Annotated in this window: 22 protein-coding genes and 1 tRNA gene; 8 read left to right on the plus strand and 15 right to left on the minus strand. The window is 66.7% G+C overall.

Going from position 1 to position 18,219, the window contains the following annotated elements; all coding sequences use genetic code 11:
- Positions 1-263 precede the first annotated feature (263 nt).
- Positions 264-761 carry a MarR family winged helix-turn-helix transcriptional regulator gene (locus ACWF4Z_RS21000; protein ID WP_452244774.1) on the minus strand — a complete coding sequence of 166 codons (498 nt, stop codon included), beginning with the start codon at positions 759-761 and terminating at the stop codon, positions 264-266.
- Between the two features lie 98 nt (positions 762-859).
- On the opposite strand from ACWF4Z_RS21000, the gene ACWF4Z_RS21005 reads away from it, so the two are divergent.
- Together ACWF4Z_RS21005 and ACWF4Z_RS21010 are read left to right on the plus strand one after the other, a co-directional pair.
- A complete protein-coding gene (locus ACWF4Z_RS21005) occupies positions 860-1,645 on the plus strand; it encodes a methyltransferase domain-containing protein (protein WP_452244775.1) in 786 nt (261 codons plus the stop codon).
- Between the two features lie 2 nt (positions 1,646-1,647).
- Positions 1,648-1,995 (plus strand): VOC family protein, encoded by a 348-nt coding sequence (locus tag ACWF4Z_RS21010; protein WP_452244776.1) that lies wholly within the window; start codon positions 1,648-1,650, stop codon positions 1,993-1,995.
- Positions 1,996-2,030: 35 nt separating this feature from the next.
- Here the strand turns inward: ACWF4Z_RS21010 and ACWF4Z_RS21015 are convergent, their stop codons facing one another.
- The 6 genes from ACWF4Z_RS21015 to ACWF4Z_RS21040 form a co-directional block, all read right to left on the minus strand.
- On the minus strand, positions 2,031-4,493 hold the full coding sequence (locus tag ACWF4Z_RS21015) for an ABC transporter permease (protein WP_452244777.1): 2,463 nt from the start codon (positions 4,491-4,493) through the stop codon (positions 2,031-2,033).
- 1 nt (position 4,494) lies between these two features.
- Positions 4,495-5,274, minus strand: a complete 780-nt coding sequence (locus ACWF4Z_RS21020; protein WP_452244778.1) for an ABC transporter ATP-binding protein — start codon at positions 5,272-5,274, stop codon at positions 4,495-4,497.
- A gap of 98 nt (positions 5,275-5,372) precedes the next feature.
- A complete protein-coding gene (locus tag ACWF4Z_RS21025) occupies positions 5,373-6,041 on the minus strand; it encodes a response regulator (protein WP_452244779.1) in 669 nt (222 codons plus the stop codon).
- Entirely contained in the window at positions 6,038-7,222 is a 1,185-nt protein-coding gene (locus tag ACWF4Z_RS21030; protein WP_452244780.1) for a sensor histidine kinase, read from the minus strand. The genes ACWF4Z_RS21025 and ACWF4Z_RS21030 overlap by 4 nt, the downstream gene beginning before the upstream one ends.
- A gap of 322 nt (positions 7,223-7,544) precedes the next feature.
- Positions 7,545-8,147, minus strand: coding sequence for a TetR/AcrR family transcriptional regulator (locus tag ACWF4Z_RS21035; RefSeq protein WP_452244781.1), 603 nt, complete (start codon positions 8,145-8,147; stop codon positions 7,545-7,547).
- A gap of 97 nt (positions 8,148-8,244) precedes the next feature.
- Positions 8,245-9,255 (minus strand): acyl-CoA desaturase, encoded by a 1,011-nt coding sequence (locus ACWF4Z_RS21040; RefSeq protein WP_452244782.1) that lies wholly within the window; start codon positions 9,253-9,255, stop codon positions 8,245-8,247.
- 123 nt (positions 9,256-9,378) lie between these two features.
- Here ACWF4Z_RS21040 and ACWF4Z_RS21045 point away from each other — a divergent pair.
- From ACWF4Z_RS21045 to ACWF4Z_RS21065, 5 genes are all read left to right on the plus strand, one after another.
- Positions 9,379-9,450: transfer RNA gene (locus ACWF4Z_RS21045), tRNA-Gln, on the plus strand.
- Positions 9,451-9,851: 401 nt separating this feature from the next.
- Positions 9,852-10,088, plus strand: a complete 237-nt coding sequence (locus ACWF4Z_RS21050; RefSeq protein ID WP_452244783.1) for a hypothetical protein — start codon at positions 9,852-9,854, stop codon at positions 10,086-10,088.
- A 7-nt stretch (positions 10,089-10,095) separates the two neighbouring features.
- Positions 10,096-10,614: a DUF6879 family protein gene (locus tag ACWF4Z_RS21055; protein ID WP_452244784.1), complete on the plus strand. Its 519-nt coding sequence runs from the start codon at positions 10,096-10,098 to the stop codon at positions 10,612-10,614.
- Entirely contained in the window at positions 10,595-11,440 is an 846-nt protein-coding gene (locus tag ACWF4Z_RS21060) for a helix-turn-helix domain-containing protein (RefSeq protein ID WP_452244785.1), read from the plus strand. The genes ACWF4Z_RS21055 and ACWF4Z_RS21060 overlap by 20 nt, the downstream gene beginning before the upstream one ends.
- A gap of 219 nt (positions 11,441-11,659) precedes the next feature.
- Positions 11,660-12,010, plus strand: a complete 351-nt coding sequence (locus ACWF4Z_RS21065; protein WP_452244786.1) for a hypothetical protein — start codon at positions 11,660-11,662, stop codon at positions 12,008-12,010.
- Positions 12,011-12,065: 55 nt separating this feature from the next.
- Here the strand turns inward: ACWF4Z_RS21065 and ACWF4Z_RS21070 are convergent, their stop codons facing one another.
- Positions 12,066-12,695 carry a histidine phosphatase family protein gene (locus tag ACWF4Z_RS21070; RefSeq protein WP_452244787.1) on the minus strand — a complete coding sequence of 210 codons (630 nt, stop codon included), beginning with the start codon at positions 12,693-12,695 and terminating at the stop codon, positions 12,066-12,068.
- A 119-nt stretch (positions 12,696-12,814) separates the two neighbouring features.
- On the opposite strand from ACWF4Z_RS21070, the gene ACWF4Z_RS21075 reads away from it, so the two are divergent.
- The gene (locus tag ACWF4Z_RS21075; protein ID WP_452244788.1) at positions 12,815-13,252 is read left to right on the plus strand and encodes a hypothetical protein; all 438 of its coding nucleotides are present in this window, start codon (positions 12,815-12,817) and stop codon (positions 13,250-13,252) included.
- A 1-nt stretch (position 13,253) separates the two neighbouring features.
- On the opposite strand, the gene ACWF4Z_RS21080 is transcribed toward ACWF4Z_RS21075, so the two are convergent.
- The 7 genes from ACWF4Z_RS21080 to ACWF4Z_RS21110 all read right to left on the minus strand — a co-directional run bounded on the left by ACWF4Z_RS21080 (position 13,254) and on the right by ACWF4Z_RS21110 (position 18,217).
- Positions 13,254-13,619, minus strand: coding sequence for a hypothetical protein (locus tag ACWF4Z_RS21080; RefSeq protein ID WP_452244789.1), 366 nt, complete (start codon positions 13,617-13,619; stop codon positions 13,254-13,256).
- A 34-nt stretch (positions 13,620-13,653) separates the two neighbouring features.
- Positions 13,654-14,193: a DinB family protein gene (locus ACWF4Z_RS21085; RefSeq protein ID WP_452244790.1), complete on the minus strand. Its 540-nt coding sequence runs from the start codon at positions 14,191-14,193 to the stop codon at positions 13,654-13,656.
- Positions 14,194-14,386: 193 nt separating this feature from the next.
- A complete protein-coding gene (locus tag ACWF4Z_RS21090) occupies positions 14,387-15,208 on the minus strand; it encodes an alpha/beta fold hydrolase (RefSeq protein WP_452244791.1) in 822 nt (273 codons plus the stop codon).
- 9 nt (positions 15,209-15,217) lie between these two features.
- Positions 15,218-15,997 (minus strand): S1 family peptidase, encoded by a 780-nt coding sequence (locus ACWF4Z_RS21095; RefSeq protein WP_452244792.1) that lies wholly within the window; start codon positions 15,995-15,997, stop codon positions 15,218-15,220.
- Between the two features lie 149 nt (positions 15,998-16,146).
- The gene (locus tag ACWF4Z_RS21100) at positions 16,147-17,367 is read right to left on the minus strand and encodes an RNA polymerase sigma factor (RefSeq protein WP_452244793.1); all 1,221 of its coding nucleotides are present in this window, start codon (positions 17,365-17,367) and stop codon (positions 16,147-16,149) included.
- Positions 17,364-17,729 carry a YciI family protein gene (locus tag ACWF4Z_RS21105; protein WP_452244794.1) on the minus strand — a complete coding sequence of 122 codons (366 nt, stop codon included), beginning with the start codon at positions 17,727-17,729 and terminating at the stop codon, positions 17,364-17,366. Before ACWF4Z_RS21105 ends, ACWF4Z_RS21100 begins: the two co-directional genes overlap by 4 nt.
- 158 nt (positions 17,730-17,887) lie before the next feature.
- The gene (locus ACWF4Z_RS21110) at positions 17,888-18,217 is read right to left on the minus strand and encodes a VOC family protein (protein ID WP_452244795.1); all 330 of its coding nucleotides are present in this window, start codon (positions 18,215-18,217) and stop codon (positions 17,888-17,890) included.
- Between the last annotated feature and the right edge of the window lie 2 nt (positions 18,218-18,219).

The raw sequence follows: 18,219 nt of genomic DNA on the forward strand, positions 1-18,219 counted from the left end.
ACCACCTCTTGCCGCCGAAGTCACCGTGATCTCTACGTTTTGTAGTCGGTCAACCACCGACAGTGATGACCCTAGTGGTGGGCTTCACTCAGTGTCGATAGTCGTCGGCTACAGCAGCCTCTCGATCTCGTTGCAACTAGCAACGATCGAAACGGGGCCGAAGTGACGGGGCGTCTTTTCGGATTATTCCGACACAATTCCGGCGACCGTTTGCACAGGTCCCGATCAGCCGGTTTGTCCGGACGATCCGCAGCGCGAATGGTTCAGTGTTTTTCCAGGTCGAACGGTCGGACCAGTTCACGCAGGACCGCGGCGATCTTCGCCTGGTCGCGCTCGCTGATCGTGCCCAGCAGCGCCCGCTCGTGCGCGAGGAGGTCGGCCATCGCCGCGTCGACGCCATCGCGACCGGCCGGGGTCAACTGGACGATCACGCCCCGGCGATCGTCCGGGTCCGGCAGGCGCTCGACCAGGCCGCGTGCGGTCAGCCGGTCGACCCGGTTCGTCATCGTGCCGGAGGTGACGAGGGTTTCCTTCAGCAGCTTGCCGGGGGAGAGTTGGTACGGCGCTCCGGCCCGGCGCAGCGCCGCGAGTACGTCGAACTCCCAGGACTCCAGCCCGTGGGTCTCGAACGCCTGGCTGCGGGCGCGATCCAGGTGCCGCGCCAGCCGGCTCACCCGGGACAGCACCTCCATCGGCGCCACGTCGAGGTCGGGGCGCTCCCGTTGCCAGGCCTGGATCAGCCGGTCGACCTCGTCATCCATGCCCCGAGGCTACGCCATCAAGACTCTTGACATCAAGACAACTGATGCGGTGAGATGTATCTCGACATCAAGATAAATCGGTCGGAGAGGTAGGCAGCATGCGCACGTCACCGGTGTGGAGTCCGGAGCAGTACGGCACGTACGCCGACGAACGCGGCCGCCCGTTCGCCGACCTGGTCGGCCGGGTCCGGGCCGACGACGTTCGTACGGTCGTCGACCTCGGCTGCGGTCCCGGCGCCTTGACCGCGACCCTGCGCGAGGTCTGGCCGGAGGCGACCATCGTCGGCGTCGACAACTCGCCGCAGATGCTCGCGGCGGCCGAGCAGTACGCCGACGATCGGTTGAGCTTCGAGCTCGGCGACGTCCGGGAGTGGTCGGCCGAGCCGGGTTCGGTGGACGTGATCGTGACCAACGCGACCCTGCAGTGGGTCCCGGAGCAGCTCGAACTGCTGCCCGGCTTCGTCCGGGCGCTGCGTCCGGGTGGATGGTTGGCGATCCAGATCCCGGGCAACGGCAATGCGCCGTCGCACGCGATCCTGCGCGAGTTGGCCGAGTCCGCGCCGTACGCGGAGTATGCGAAGGATGCGTCGCTGCGACCCGACGTGCCCGGACCCGGTGAGTACGTGGGTGCGCTCAGTGCCGAGGGCTGCGTGGTTGATGCGTGGGAGACGACGTACTTCCATGTGCTGCAGGGCGAGAACGCCGTACTGGAATGGGTCAAGGGGACCGGGGCGCGACCGGTGTTGCAGTCGTTGCCGGATGACGTGCGGGTGCGGTTCGAGGCGGAGTACGGCGATCGGTTGGCGCAGGCGTATCCGCAGCGCGAGTACGGGACGTTGTTGCCGTTCCGCCGGATCTTCGCGGTAGCCCAGAAGAAGGGATGATCATGCGACTCGATCATGTGCAGGTGTCCTGCCCACCGGGCGGCGAGGAGGTGGCGCGCGCCTTCTACCGGGACGCGATCGGGATGACGGAGGTCGAGAAGCCGGAGCTGCTGAAAGCTCGCGGCGGGTGCTGGTTCAAGAGTGGTGCGGCCGAGATCCACGTCGGCGTCGAGCCGGACTTCCGGCCGGCGAAGAAGGCCCATCCGGCGCTGGTCGCCGACGATCTGGACTCGCTGGCCGCCAAGCTCGAAGGCCTCGGATTCCCCGTGACCTGGGACAACGAAACGATCCCGGGCCGCCGGCGCTTTCACACCGCCGACGGCCACGGGAACCGCGTGGAGTTCGTCTGACGCCCAACCCCCTCAAGTCGGGCGAACCTGTCGGACTACTCCGTCGCCAGGGCGCCTGCGGGGGCGACCTTGGCGGCTCTGCGGGCCGGAAGGACCGACGCGAGGAGGCCTGCGACCGTGGCGACTGCCGCGATCGCGATCAGGAGCGTGCCGGGTACGGCGTACTCGACGCCGCCGTTGGCCGTTTGGCCGCCCATCAGCGCGCTCGTGCCGGTCCAGCCGTAGATCAGGCCGAGGACGATCCCCAGTCCGGCGGCGACCAGTGCCATCAGCAACGATTCGATCGCGAGCATGCCGCGGAGCTGCCGCCGGGTGAGGCCCATCGCCCGGAGGAGTGCGTTCTCGCGTGTGCGTTCGAGCACCGACAAGCTGAGCGTGTTGCCGACGCCGACCAGAGCGATCAGGACCGAGACCCCGAGCAGGCCGATGCCGACGATCAGCAGTACGTCGAAGACCTTCGTGTAGCTGGACCTTTCGGCCAGGCCGCCGGAGACGGAGAGGTCTTTGACCGAGGGGATCGACTGCTCGACGCTGTCGATCACTGCCAAACCGTCCGCCTTCGGATCCGAGGCCAGCCAGTACCCGGTGACCGCGGCGTCCGGCGACAGCTTCTGCAGATCGGTGGACGTGACCAGGATCGGATCGAGCCCGGCCGCTTTGTGGGCCGTGACGGTCAGCTTGTGCCGGCCGGACACGATCGTGATCGGGGCGCCGTCCGTCAGGTTGAGCATGCCCATCGTGTGGAGGTCGACCAACGCCGTACCGGGCTCGAGCTGGTTCGCGAGCTCCGGGTTGTGGATCACCGAACCGGCTTTCGCCTGGTCGATGCCGGTGACCGGCAGCTCCTGACCGCCGGTCTTCACGGTCACCTTCGTCACCGGGACGACCTGCGTGATGCCTTTGATCTGGCGCAGTTGCGCATCGGCGCCCGACGGCATCTTCTCGTTGTACGCGTTCACCATCAGGTCGACCGGGTACTGCCCGTCCATCGACACGTCGAACGTCTTGCGCACTGACGCGATCCCCACGCAGGTCAGGCTGATCAGCGTCACCCCGATGAGGAGGGCTGACGTGGTTGCCGCCGTACGACGAGGGTTGCGGACCGCGTTCGCGACGGCGATCCGCGCCGGGACGCCACCGCTGCGGGCCGGCAATGCGCCGAGCAGCCGGATCAACGCGGGCACCAGCAGCGAGCCGATCGCCAGTACGCCGAGGAACGACACGACACCGCCTGCGACCCCGATCAACACCTGGTGGCTCGACGCCGCGGCCGCCAGCAGCAGCGCGCCACCGGCGAGCAGCAGGAAGCCGAAGACCAGCCGAACCACACCGCGCTTGGACGCGGCCGCCGGAGCGGATTCCGGGCGGAGTGCGGCCAGCGGCGCGACCTTGGTCGCCCTGCGAGCGGGTACGACGGCAGCCGCGATCGTGGCCACGGTCCCGAGCAGCAGTGGCAGCAACACCGACCACACGTCGAGGTGCAGCGGGATCGGCGGGATACCCCAGTCGAACTCGTGGGTCAGGGCCAGTGCCAGCGCGGACAGCGCGACGCCGAAGACGACGCCGATCGCGGACGCAATCAGGCCGACGACACTGGCCTCGGCGAGTACCGAGGAGAACACCTGCCGGCGGGACGCACCGACGCAGCGCAGCAACGCCATCTCGCGGGTCCGCTGGGCGATCACGATCGTGAAGGTGTTGCCGATCACCAAGCAGGCAACGAAGAGCGCGATCACGGCGAACATGCCGAAGACCCCGCCGAGGACGTCGATGCCGTGGGTGAAGCTCTTTACCTCGTGATCGATCCAGGCGGCGCCGGTGTAGACCGTCAGGTCCTTCGGGACGACGTTCTGGACGGACGTGACGAGCGCCTGCTGGTCGACACCGGGCTTGGCCGCAACCGCGATCGTCCGGATGGAGCTGTTGGGTTCGAAGATCTTGACCGCGTCCGCGGTGGCGACCGCGGCCGACGGCCCGACGGCCTCCGAGTCGTCCAGCAGCCCGGTGACGGTCAGGTCCCAGGACTTGTTGTCGTACGACGTGACCTTGATCTTCTGACCGACCGTGAGCTGGTGCTTGGCCGCGAGCTTGGCCGGGATCGCGATCTCGGTCGTTGCGGTGGGCAACCGTCCGGACGAGGTGCCCGGACCGGCGATGTGGGTGGTGTCGTAGATCGCGTCGATCGGGAACGAGGCCGGGCGGACCAGACCGGGGAACGAGACCTGCATGTACGCCGTGGCCGTCGTCACCACGGACGCGGCCTGCGGGAGCTTCTTGACCGCGTCGACCGCGGCCGGCGTGATCTCGCCGTTCTCCGGGAACACCAGCGCGTCGACACCGGCGTACTGGGCGCCGATCGTCTCGTCGATGCCGTGCGACGCGGAGGCGTGCGCGGTCAACGCCAGGGTGCCGAAGCCGACGCCGAGGACGATCGCCAGGCATGCGGCGACCAAGCGGCCCACATGGGTGCGCAGCGAGGACAGGATGGAGTGACGCACCTCAGGCCCCCAGCTGCCGCAGCGCGTCGAGGACGGTCTCCGGGGTCGGCTCGCGCAGTTCGCCGGCGAGCTTGCCGTCGGCAAGCATCACCACACGATCGGCGTACGACGCAGCCAGCGGGTCGTGGGTCACCATCACCACCGTCTGCCCGAACTCGCGGACCGACCGGCGCAGGAATCCGAGCACCTCGGCCCCGGACCGCGAGTCCAGGTTGCCGGTCGGCTCGTCGGCGAAGACGACCTCCGGCCGTCCGACCAGCGCTCGCGCGACCGCGACCCGCTGCTGCTGACCGCCGGACAGCTCCGACGGACGGTGCGTGAGCCGGTCCCGCAGCCCGAGTACGTCGATCAGCGTCGACAGCCACTCCTGGTCGGGCTTGCGGTTGCCGAGCTCGAGCGGCAGCAGGATGTTGTCCTTCGCGGACAGCATCGGGAGCAGGTTGAACGACTGGAACACGAAGCCGATGCGATCGCGGCGGATCTTGGTCAGCTCGCTGTCGGGCAGCCTGGTCAGCTCGGTCTCGCCGAGCACCACCTGACCGTCGGTCGGGGTGTCGAGCCCGGCCAGGCAGTGCATCAGCGTCGACTTGCCCGACCCGGACGGTCCCATGATCGCGGTGAACTGGCCGGCGCCGAAGTCCACCGAGACCCCGTCGAGCGCGGCCACCGCGGTGTCACCCTGTCCGTACACCTTGCGCAGCTCGTGCGCCCGGATCGCGGTCCGCGGCAACCCGTCCTGCGGCAAACGCCCGGCCGCAAGCTGTCCGGTCTGCAAGCTCATGTCTCTCCTTGAATCAACCTGATGGTGATCAAGAAGTTAGTGATCCGCGGCCTCGGTTACGTCGGACCAGGGTGGGGAGTGCGCGTAGTCCCTGGGTATTACTTGGTCGGTCGTACCAGACCTGTTTCGTACCCGAGGACGACGAGGGCGACGCGGTCGCGGAGGCCGGTCTTGGCCAGGATCCGGCCGATGTGGGTCTTGACCGTTGCCTCGGACAACGTGAAGAGCTTCGCGATCTCGGTGTTCGACAAACCACGGGCGACCTCGACCAGGACCTCGCGCTCACGGGCGGTCAGGTCCTTGAGGTCGGGGCGGTCGGTATCGGTGTCCGGGAGGGCGCCGGCGAAGTGCTCGAGCAGGCGCTTCGTCGTACTAGGAGAGATCACGGCGTCGCCGGAATGCACCTGGCGGATCGCGGACAGCAGGTCGGCCGGTGGGGTGTTCTTGAGCAGGAAGCCGGCCGCGCCGGCCTTGATCGCGGCGAACGCGTACTCGTCCAGGTCGAACGTCGTCAGCACGATCACCTTCGGGGCCTGCGGCAACGATTGGAGTCGGCGGGTGGCCTCGACGCCGTCCAGGCGGGGCATCCGGACGTCCATCAACACAACGTCGGACGCGGTGACCTGGATCTTCTCGATCGCCTCACCGCCGTCACCGGCCTGACCGACCACGCGCATGTCGGCCTGCGAATCCACCAGCATCGTGAACCCGGCCCGGACCAGCTCCTGGTCGTCCACCAGAAAGACCCTGATCACGTCTTCGTTCACCGCTGTCCTCCGTCGGGCAAGTTGTACGGGAGCCTGGCGATCACCTCGTAACCGCCGCCCGCTTTCGGTCCGGCGTTCACCGTACCGCCGGAGATGGACGCGCGCTGCCGCATCCCGACCAGGCCGTGACCCGGATCCGAGTTCGGCGCGACCCCGCCGCCGCGACCGTCGTCGGTGACCACCACGGTCAGCATCTCGCGGCCGAAGTCCAGCGTGACGGAGGTACGCGCTCCCGGCCCGGCGTGTTTCAGCGTGTTGGTCAGACCTTCCTGAACGATCCGGTACGCCGTGAGCCCGAGCAGCGCGGGCAGATCACGCGGCCGGCCGGTCACGTCGTACTCGACGGTCAGCCCGGCCGCGCGGACGTTGTCGATCAGCTCGGGCAGGCTGGAAACCCCGGGTTGTGGACGCGGTTGGTTGGGATCGAGCTCGGGCTGTTCGTCTTGTTTCAGCAGGCCGAGCATCTTGCGCATCTCGGTCAGGCTGGCGCGTCCGGTGTCGCCGATGGTCGCGAGCGCCTTCTTCGCCTGCTCGGGGGACTGGTCCGCGGCGTACAGACCGCCGTCGGCCTGGACGATCATGATCGACAGACCGTGCGCGACCACGTCGTGGATCTCGCGGGCGATCCGGGTCCGTTCGTTGCTCACGGCCAGTTTCGCCTCGCGGTCGCGGTCACGCTCGGCCTGGACCGCGCGCTCCTCGAGTTGCGCGACGTACAGTGCGCGGGTGCGTCGTCGTTCGCCCAAGGCCCAGACGCCGAAGACAAGGGCGCCGAGGGCAACCATCATCGAGACCTGCTGGCGCCAGTTGTTGCTGTTGGAGTAGCGCGAGGCCGCCATCAGGACACCGAGACCGCCGATGCCGAGGGCGATCCGGCTGAACCGGACGTCGCCGTACACGGAGATTGCGTAGAGGGCGACCAGCAGACCGACCTCGCCGGCCATCAGTGGCACTCCGGCCAGCCACTGCGCGACCGCGACGGACGAAACCGCGAAGAAGACGAGCTCGGGGTAGGAGCGGCGCCAGATCAGCGGGACGAGCAGGCCGAACGCGAGGATGCCGCTGAGGCTGTTCTGGGCCAGTGACAGGAGACCACAGAACATGGTCAGGCCACCGGCGAGCAGCAGATCGAATACCTTGCTGCGGGTCGGCACCGGACGCGCGGACAGAAACCCCGTCATGCGGGCCAGGGTACGGCGATCCCCCCGCCCCCACGTCGTCCCCCAGTCGGATGTCGCCGTACAACCGAGGTCCCCCCCGCCCCCACGTCGTCCCCCAGTCGGAACCCCGCCCCTCCCTCGCCCATTTGGCTGGCTGACCCACCAACTTGGTTTGTCAACCCATCAAATCGGGGGATTATGACCCGGAACGTGGGTGATTAACCCCCGATTTGGTGGGTTGACCAGGCAAATTGGGGATATGGCCTCGAGCGCGAATTGGGGATAGGCGCTCGAGTTGCGTGGGGGCGGGGAGAGGGCTACTTGTCCGGCCGGGCGGAGAAGCTCATTTGTGGGGGCGGGTGGAGAGGACGGGCTTGGGTTCGAGGCCGGAGAGGCCGTTCCAGGCGAGGTTGACGAGGTGGGCGGCGACGTCCTGCTTGCGTGGTTTGCGGGCGTCCAGCCACCACTGGCCGGTGAGCGCGACCATGCCGACCAGCATCTGGGCGTACATCGGCGCGTGCTTCGGATCCAGGCCGCGGCGCTTGAACTCCTCGGCCAGGATGTGTTCGACCCGGGTGCCGACATCGCTCAGGATCGAGATGAACGAGCCGGTGGACGACCCGACCGGCGAGTCGCGGACCAGGATCCGGAAGCCGTCGGCGTTGTTCTCGATGTAGTCCAGCAACGCGAGCGCCGCCTGCTCGACCAGCTCGTGCGCACGCCCGGCCGTCAGCGAGTGGGTGACGCCGTCGAGCAACGAACGGACCTCGCGGTCCACGACTACGGCGTACAGGCCTTCCTTGCCACCGAAGTGTTCGTAGACGACCGGCTTGGAGACTTCGGCACGATTCGCGATCTCCTCCACCGAGGTCGCCTCGTACCCCTTCTGCGCGAAGAGGCCACGGGCAATGGTGATGAGCTGCTCGCGACGTTCGGCACTGGTCATCCGGACTCGGCCGGACCGCCGCGGTTTGGGTTCCGTCACGTCGAGATCACGTCAGCATCATGCCGCACTTCGGGCGATGCCGGTGGGTGATTTACGCTCAGGCCGCCTTCAATGTGCGGGCCGCCGCGTCGACCCGGCGGGCCTCCAGGCGCTCCTTGACCGGCCAGCGGACGTCGCTGACCCACCCCATCTTCTCCGCGAACCAGATGCAGCGCGCCGACGTGTCGAGCTGTCCCTTGAGCACGCCGTGCCGCGCGCACGTCGGGTCCGAGTGGTGCAGGTTGTGCCACGACTCGCCCTGGCTCAGGATCGCCAGCCACCACACGTTCCCGGACTTGTCCCGGCTCTTGAACGGCCGGTCGCCGATCGTGTGGCAGATCGAGTTGATCGACCAGGTGACGTGGTGCAGCAGCGCGATCCGGACCAGGCTGGCCCAGAAGAACGCGGTCAGCGCACCCATCCACGACATCGACCACAACCCGCCGATGACCGCCGGCAGCAGCAGCGAGATCGTGACCAACAGCGGGAACAGCCGCGACACCTTCACGATGTCCTTGTCCTTCAGCAGATCCGGCGCGTACTGCCGCTGCGGTGTCTGCTCGGTGTCGAACAACCAGCCCACGTGGGCGTGGAAGAAACCCTTGGTCAGCGCGCCCATCGTGTTCCCGTACTTCCACGGGCTGTGCGGGTCGCCGTCGCGGTCGGAGAACTTGTGATGCTTGCGGTGATCGGCGACCCAGCGGACCACCGGACCCTCGATCGCGAGCGAGCCGGCGATGGCCAGCGCGTACTTCATCGGGCGGTTCGGCTTGAACGACTTGTGCGTGAACAGTCGGTGGAACCCGATCGAGATGCCGTGACCGGCGACCGTGTAGAACACCAGCGCGATCACGACGTCGTGCCAGCCGAGGAAACCACCCCAAGCGACCGGTACGGCGGCGAGCACGGCCAGGAACGGGATCCCGATGAACAGCGCCAGCGCAACCTGCTCCCACGGGCGCTTCTGCTCACCTCCGAGCGTCCCGGTATCGACGTCGAACTCGTCGGCCTGTGCGGCGCGCACGGGTGCTTCCGGCGCTTCCGGCGTGGCAACGGCGGGTGGGGTCATGGCGTCTTTCCCTCGACTCGGGGGCTCCTTACCTACGCAACCGTAACCTACGGAGGCGTAGGTAAGGAACCCCTCAGGCGTGTAACCGACCCCACTCATGGCAAACTGTCCCGGCAACCACGATCCCCCGTGGGGTAATCGGCAGCCCGCGAGACTTTGAATCTCGAAGACCAGGATCGAAACCTGGCGGGGGAGCTAGAACGACGTACCGACAGATCCTTTCCCGCAGTGGGTGTGGGTTTCCTTCCCCCCGCGGTGCTACGCCCAGATCCTCCGTCGCCGTGCCACGCGCCGCGCCCGCCCACCCGAAAACGGTGCGTGCTACCACGCGCTCGCTCCTAGCGCTACCGCGCGAACTGGGCTATCGCCCGACCCTGCGCGCTGCCGCGCGCGAGCCGCCGTGCTACCGCGCGGAGTGCCGCGCAATCGCGGGCCTGCCAGCTACCGCCGCCGAAGCCGTCGTCGAGCGAATCACGAACTCACGGAGGTAATTCGGACGGCTCGACGGCGGCGGTCCGTCAGTTGATCGACACCGCTTGCGGGTCGCAACTTCTCGCAACATCTGTTGACGGGTACTGATGGGAACCTCAAACTTGGTGACGGCAATCATTCGCAACGGTATAGGCAGGGGAAATATCATGCGCCTTATTTTGATCGCCGGCGATCCGGAATCTGTACCGGATAATTCTCCGACGCTCTACAAGACCGACCGCGGCAGCTGGGTCGTTCAGGGATGGGTGGTCAACGACGCGGAAGCGCTCGCGCAGCTGAATGTTCCTGAGGGTGAGACGGTGGTCGAGATTCCGGACCGCATGATCCCGTTCTTCAAGTAGGAGGATCGTGCCGGAGCTTACGTACGAACAGTTCCAGGGGATCGTGGCGTCCGCGCAGCGGAGCGTTGTGCATCTTGAGACCCGGGACTCCTACGGGACGGCAACGGAGATCCCGCACATCGCGCGATGGGAGGCCGGCGAGGTCGACGACCTCGAGTGGTTGCAGCCGTGGTGCGCCACGGTTCGGCAGCATGTGAGTGCCGGGCACAGCGTGCGGCGGGCCAAGGTGGTGTCCGAGCCGCTGAGTCAGTACCAGCGGTGGGCGGCCGGCGTCATCGAGCCGATGGTCGAGGCCGGCGAGGATATCCGGTGGGTGCCGCGGCGACTGGTGTCGTCGATCGCCTTTCCGGGCAACGACTGCTACGTCATCGATGATGAGCTGGTGATCTTCTTGCACTATGCGGGGTCCGGTCTCAACACCTCACTTGAGACATCGACCGAGCCGGGAGACATCGAGCTGTGTCGCACCGCGTTCGAGGCTGTGTGGGAGTTGGCCATTCCGCACCGTGAGTACAAGCCCGAATAGCGCAGCAAGGAAGGCGCAGGAGGCTCTTGGTCTCCGGCTTCGGATGCTGCGCAAGGACGTTGGCCTGACCGGTCGCGCGCTCGCCGCGGCGACCGGCTGGCATTTCACGCGGGTGAGCAAGATCGAGAACGGCGTGCAAGCGCCGTCCGATCTCGACATCCGGATGTGGTGTGCCGCCTGTGCCGCCGAGGACCAGGTAGCCGACCTGATCGCTCTGGCTCGGTCGATTCAGTCGATGTACATGGAGTTTCGGCAGCGAACGCGGTCGGGCATGAAGCAGCTCCAGCTGTCAGCGATCCCGCTGTACGAACGCACTAGTCAGTTCCGGATCTACGAGCACAACGCAATCCCTGGAATCTTCCAGACTGCGGACTACGCCCAAGCGATGCTGGAGTTCTGGTTTCGGTTCCTGGAGATCGACGACGATCTTGACGAGTCGGTCGTCGCCCGGATGCAACGACAGACCGTGCTGTATCAGGCGACGAAGACGTTCTCCGTCGTACTGGAGGAGGCCGCGCTGCACACGCGCTTCGGCGGATCGGCGACGATGGCCGGCCAGCTCGACCGCCTCCTGACCGCAATGACCATGCCCAACATCTCGCTCGGGATCGTCCCCCGGACGGTCGACCGCGAAGTGATCGGCACAGCCGGCTTCTGGATCTTCGACGACAGCCTGGTCAAACTGGAAACCCCGACTGCGAGCATCGAGGTCAGCCAGCCACAGGAGGTCGGGCTGCACGCGAGGATGTTCGAGACGCTGCGCAAACCGGCGGTCTACGGGCGCGAGGCAAGAAGCTTGATCGTCAGCGTTCTTGACGAGATTTAGCAACATCCAGCAACTTTGTGGAAAGCCACTGGTTGCGACTTTTACGGTCGTCACATGAATACGCTGATATTTGTTCTCCTACTTGCAATTGGTCTCCTGGCATCCCTGAACCTGTGGGATTCGATTCAGGGGCTCCGGGGGCGGTAGTGCGTGGACATCTCCGCCGACTTATCTTGCGCTGGTTTGCGCGACTTGACGGCAGATTCGGACGTTGGCGAGATGAGGGCGCCTGGGCTTCCGCTGGCACTCGCGTACGCGCGCCGGCACCTGCTCATGTGCGAGTCGGAGGTGTCCTGCACCAAGGAACGTCTGGGCTACTTTGCACGGGTCGCCGGCTTTGCCCTCGGGGCGGTTTACGTCGAAGAGGTGCAGTCCTGTCCCGCCTCTTTCGAGGCCCTGATCCACGCGGCCCTACTGCAGCGCCCACGAGCGATCCTCGTTCCGAGCTTGCTTCACCTGGCGGTGCTTGGAGCACCTACCACCATTACGCGGCACGTCGAGCGACTCACCGGCGCGCAGGTGATCGTCGTGACCGATCCGGCGCGGGAGGCGCCGGCGCGACGTGCTTGAGTTGCGCGGGGTGTTGGGGGTGGGCGGGTCTCGTGTGCGGAGGTGGGTTGGTCGTTCAGAGGTCTTGTAGGTGGGTGGTTTCGTTGAGGGCGGTTACCTGGTGGCTGTGGTGGGTGTCGTTGCTGACCAGGGTGGTGATGCTGCCTGGGGTCAGGGGGAAGAAGGCTCGGTCTGTTGACAGCATCGGCATGCCGATCCAGGCGGTGATCAGGTAGCTCGAGGCGGAGCCGTGGGAGACGATGATCTGGGTTTCTACTGGGCTACCGAGGATGGCGGCTAGGGCGGGGTAGAGGCGCTCGACCAGTTGGCGTCGGGTCTCGGCGCCGGCTGGGCCGTCGTGGTGGCTGAGGCGGTCGCCGTACTGCGGAAGTGGGACGCGTCGCTCGGCCAGCCAGGACTGGAGACGCCCGTCGGCCTCGCCGTTCGTCCTCTCGCGAAGCCGTGCATCGGTGTGAACGTCGACGGAGAACCTGCGCGCGATGCGGTCTGCCGTTTGGCTGGCTCGGCGGAGGTCGGAGGAGTAGACCTCGACCGGCTCGGCGCCGATCTTGGTGACGAGGGCGTCTGCGATGCGTTCGGCCTGGAGGTGGCCGCGGGTCGTCAGCTCTGAGTCGTGCCAGCCTCCGACCACACCCTCAACGTGATGCTGCGCCTCGGGGTGTGTGACGAGGTAGATATGTCGCATTGCCCTCCTCGCGGACGTAGGTTGTGCGGTGTGAATTGGTGGGGCGCGGGTTCGCGTTGGTTGCGGCTTTCGTCGTACTGGCTGGGTGTGTTTCGGAGCGGGGTGGAGAGGTTCACGCAGTGAGTCAGGTGCCAAAGCGGTTCAGGATTGTTCCTGATGACTATCACGTGCCGTACGCCGGTACCGCCGCCGACGGGCGCAGGTTCTTTCTGAGTGACGAGCTGTTCGGCGCGGGGTCGGCGTACGTCGCGGTGTTCTTGTGGAAGGCCGACGGGACGTTCGATGAGGTGCGGGTCGACGAGGTTGCTCGGCCCGCGGGACTTCCGCCTGGGCAGGCCAGCTCGGCAGGTGCGGACGACCTTGTCGCAGCGCGGTTGGCAGAGCTTGGCAAGTACGTGCTCGAGCCGATCGAGGTCGAGCCGTTCACCCGGAAGGTCGACGGCGTGACGTTCGGCTGGGTAATCAAGCCGTTCGACGGCGACTACGCGATCAATATCGAGCCGGGGGACTTCATCGCGTACTACGCACCGTGGGACGGGCTCGGGTACGACACATAGGTCATCGGGTTGCGGCTACGACTGCGGCGGCGATGAAGTAGAGGGCTGCTAGGGCGAGGAGAAGGTTTTCGGGTCGTGGCGGGCGTTTGTCGTCGGGCCAGTACTCGGTGTCGGGCTGCCAGGTGAACGTGACTCCGTGGCGGGTGGCGAGTGACAGGCCGATCGCGATGCCGGTCCCGATCATGACGCCGATGGGCACGGCCTTCTCGGGTGGCGTGGCAGTGGTCGTGACGACGAGTGAGACCAGCAGGCCGATGCCGTGCGTCACCAGCGCGCGAAACCGTACGGCGCGGCGGAGTCCGACAACGGCGAGTACGACGAACCACAGAGCTTGCACCCAGCCGAGCGTCCGCACCGTGGCATCCATGCGGATCTATCTATCACGCAGCATGAGCGCAGGATTAGCGGAAGTGGTCGGCTGCTGCTTGGACTTCGGCGCTGTTGTTGTCGGCGGGTGTCGTGGTTCGGCCGTCGAGTTGTTCCCGGAGGATGTCGGCGTGGCCCGCGTGCTGGGCGGTCTCGGCGACCATTCTGATGAGGAGGACGCCGAGGGTGGTTTGTTGGTGACCTTCGGACCAGTGGGCTACGTGGCCGGGAGAGTCCAGGTCCAGCGCGGCGATGGTTTGGTCGGCGTGGGCGCAGGCTTGGCGGTAGGTGGTGGCGATGTACTCGCCGGACTCGTCAGGGGTGGCCCACATGTCGATCTCGTCGTACGGGTTCTCTCGCCACCACGTCGGTGGTTCGGCCGGCGGGCGACCGAAAGAGGTGCCCAGGTAGCCGTATTCGAGGCCGGCCAGGTGTTTGACCAGGCCGAGCAGGTTCGTACCGCTGGTTGTTGCCGGTCGGCGCTGGTCGTAGTCGGACAAGCCGTCGAGTTTGGCGAGCAGCACCGAGCGGCTGGCCTGTAATGCCTTCAAAAGCTCGGCTTTGACGTCGGTCATCAGGTTGCCTTCGTGGTCGGACGGCTCGGGATCGTCAAGACAGCGGTCTGCGCGTACGCGCGGACAGGACGTATAGCTCTACCACCTAGTGCAGCTGACCGTGACAGCCGCGACGCGTACGGCGTCTCGCCGGTGCACTACCTGTCCGGCTGCACACCATCCACACCCTGAAGCCTGCACAGCACGCACACAACTAGCGGAGGAATTCGCGGATGTGGTTCGACCAGGCCTCGGGTTTCTCGAAGTGGCACATGTGGGCGGTTTGGGGGATGACGACGAGTTCGCTGGTGGGGACCGCGGCGTGGAGGCGGTAGGCCAGTTGGACGGGGAAACCCATGTCTTGTTCGCCGTGGAGGATGAGGACGGGCTTGGCGAAGGCTCGCAGGATCGCCTCGGGATCGCCGGTGAACCACGGGTGCATCAGGCCTTTGACGGCGCGTTCCAGACTCCAGTCGCCTAGGTCGTTGCCCAGCGACTCCAGGAGTTGCAGGTAGGCCGGTGCCTTGTTGAGGTCCCACATGAAGATCGTCGAGTTGCGCAGCTTCCCACCGGCTGCCTTCTCACCTTGGCGACGGTGTTGGTACTCGGGCCAGTCGGCGAGGAACGGCTCGCTCTCCACACCCTTGTACGCCGACGTCGAGGCGAGGACCAATCGCCGTACCTGCTCGGGATGCTTGTCCACGAACTGGATCGCCGCGCGCCCACCGGTGGAGAACCCGAGCAGATCCACATCGCCGAGGCCGAGTTGGTCGATCAGGCGATGTGTGTCCTGTACGACGTACTCCGGTTGGAGAGCCTCGTCCGGCAACCCGCGACTGCTGCGCCCGCAGCCGCGGAAGTCGAACAGGACGATGTGGTGATCCCGGGCCAGCGGTTCGAACCCAGGCACGAGGTAGCCGTGGCCGACGTCGGGGCCGCCGTGGATGACCACGAGCGACGGCTTGTCAGACCGCTGCCCGAGTTCGCGCACGAACAGCGTGACATCCCCGACGTCGACCAAAGTCCCATCGCTCATCCAGGAACTCTAGAGCGGCAGAGTGAAGGCGGACAGCCGGGTGTAGACGCCCGGGAATCCTTCGCGCGCGCATCCTTGCGCCCACGAGGTCAGGCCGGCCAGACGACCGTTCAGGATCAGCGGGCCGCCGCTGTCGTACTCGCAGGTGTCGTCGGTCGTCGTACCGGCGCAGACCATGGTCGCGGCCTCGAAGCTGCTGCCGTACGCCGTTTGGCAGGTCGAGTCGGCCACCAACGGCACCGTCGTACTGCGCAGGAGGGTGTTGGACGAGTCGCTCTCGGAGGTCGTGCCCCAGCCCAGCACCTGCGCGGGGTCGCCGGACGGATAGCTCGCGCCCTGGTCGACCAGCGGCAGCGGAGTCCGGTCGACTGCGCTGCTCAGGGTCAGTACGGCGGTGTCGTTGTGCTCGACGGTGTCGTCCATGAACTTCGTTTCCTTGAAGTTCGGGTTGATCCAGATCTTCTTCACCTTGACCGACTGCCCGTCCTTCACCTTCAGGTTGGCGCGGCCGAAGACCGCGTTGACCGCACCAGGGATGAAGCGGAACAGGCTGACGCAGTGCGCCGCGGTGACGACCTTGTCCGGCGCGACCAGCACGCCGCCGCAGAACTGGACCGACGGCCTGAGGATGTCCACCGGGCTCGTCACCGCGACCATCCACGACGGCGGCGCCGTCGGCCCACCGCCGATGATCGCGTTCGCGGCCGGCGCCGCCAGGGAGGTGCCCAACAGCACGAGCGCCGCCGCGCCCAGGCCGATCACATGCCGAATTCGCCCGATACGTCGCATGCCAAAGTCTCCACTCGAATCTTCGGATCCCCGCTCAACAGCCGCACACTAATCCGGCAACGAGTCAAACTAGCCGACAAAACAACGATGCTCCAGGCAACCTTTCCCACCTTTCGACGGTCGTGAGAAAGCTTGACTGAATAGGCGAATCAGTACGGTTCACAGGTGGTCGATCGTCGACGAGTCAGATGCGTTCGTTCGGCCGCGTTCTCGCATACGGCGAGTGCGGCGTCGTACGCGGCCAATGCCTCCGCGGCCCGGCCGGCGCGCACCAAGAGCTCCGCGCGTACGGCGAACACCCGGTGCCCGGGCAGTTCCACGCCCTCGAGCAGGGCGAGCCCGGCGGCTGGGCCGTCGGCCTCCGCGACGGCGACGGCGCGGTTGAGGCGAACCACCGGCGATCCGGTCATCGCCTCCAACTCTTCGTACCAACCGGCGATACGCGGCCAGTCGGTGGTGGCCGGGTTGGAGTGCTCCGCCGCGATGAGTGCCTGCAGCAGGTACGGCGCGGATGGGGCGCGGCGTGCCAGTGGCGTCAGGAGGCGGAGTGCTTCGGCGATTTCCGTCGTACGCCAGAGGGCCCGATCCTGGTCGGGCAGGAGGACGAGTTGACCGTCGCGAACGCGCGCATCCCGCCGGGCGTGCTGCAGGATCATCAGTGCGAGCAGTGCGTCGACCTCAGGGTGTGGCGGGCCGACCTTACGCAGAACTTCGACCAACCGGATCGCCTCGCCGGCTTCAGTCGTACGTACGACGTCCTCGCCGGATCCCGGTGCGTACGCGGCGGTGAATGCGAGGTACGCGATGTCTGCAACCGCTGAAACTCGAGTCTGCAAAGCAGCCCCGGTAGGTACCTCGAACGAGGCGCCGGCCAATCGCTTGCGAGCCCGGGTCAGGCGCGCGGCCATCGTTGCCGTCGGGACCAGGAAGATGCGCGCGATGTCGCCAGTCGCCACTCCGAGCACGAGCCGCAGGGTGAGCGCGGCCGCGGCCTGCGGCGGCAGCGTCGGATGTGCGCACAACAGGATCAGGCGGAGGCGTTCGTCGACCACGCCGGCCTCACCCGGTGCGGACGCGTCGACGAGCACGCGCCGTGCGTTCTCGGCGAGGCCGGCCTCGACAGTCAGCAGTGGAAGGGATCGTGCCGCGACTGCCTCGGCACGCAATCGGTCGAGTGCTCGGCGACGGGCTGCGGTCAGCAGCCAAGCGGGCGGATTGACCGGGACACCTTGGGCCGGCCAGTTGCGTGCAGCGGACTCGAACGCCTCCGCCAGTGCGTCCTCGGCCAGATCCAGGCGGCGGAACTGGGCGACGAGCAGGGCCAGCAGGCGGCCCCACTCGTCGCGCAGAGCCGACTCCAGCGCAGTCACTCGTCCGGAACTCCCACATCGAGACACTCGCGGACCTCGACGTCGTAGTCGCGGGGGAGGAGTGACGCGACGTCGAGGGCGGTCTCCAGATCCGGCAGTTCGACGAGATAGAAGCCACCGAGTTGTTCGACGGTTTCGGCGTACGGACCTTCGGTCACTTGCCTGCCGTCGCCGTCGGGGCGCAGCGTACGGGCGTTCTTCGGGTGGGTCAGCGCTTCACCACCGCGGAAGTGCCCACGCTCACGAACGGCGGCCGTGAACGCTCGGAAGTCGGCGAACACCTGCTCGCGCGTCGCTTCGTCGGCCGCGTCCCACCGCGCGAAATGGTCGTCCTCGGCCATCAAAATCAAGAACCGCGTCATCAGTCCCCATCCTCGACTCGTAGTCCGCTGTCACCACGATGACGCGAACTACCGGTCAGAATCGACAACACCCGATAGGCGGGTTTCGAGGGCGTCGAGGACGAGGGTCAGGCCGAAGTCGAACTCGTCGGCGAAGTTGTGCCCGGGCGGCCGCCGTATCACTCAATGATGCAGAAGATGGTCCCGTCGGGGGCTTGGAGTACGACGAAGTCGGCGTTCTCGGGGTACGGCCAATCTTCGACTCGGCGCGCGCCCAGACCGATCAGGCGCTCGACTTCGGCGTCCATGCTGGTGCCGTCCACCCAGAGATCCAGGTGAGTGCGATCACCACGGTCGAGATGCAGCCGGGTAGGCGCCAACCCGGCCTCCGGCAGCAGGAAGTCCGGATTCCCCGCCTGAGCCTCGAACCCCAACGCCTCCCGCCAAAACACCGCAGCAGCCCCGGTATCCGGAACATTCAAAACAATCGCGCCGAGAGTGAGTCCCATCC

Source organism: Kribbella sp. NPDC055071 (assembly GCF_053608045.1).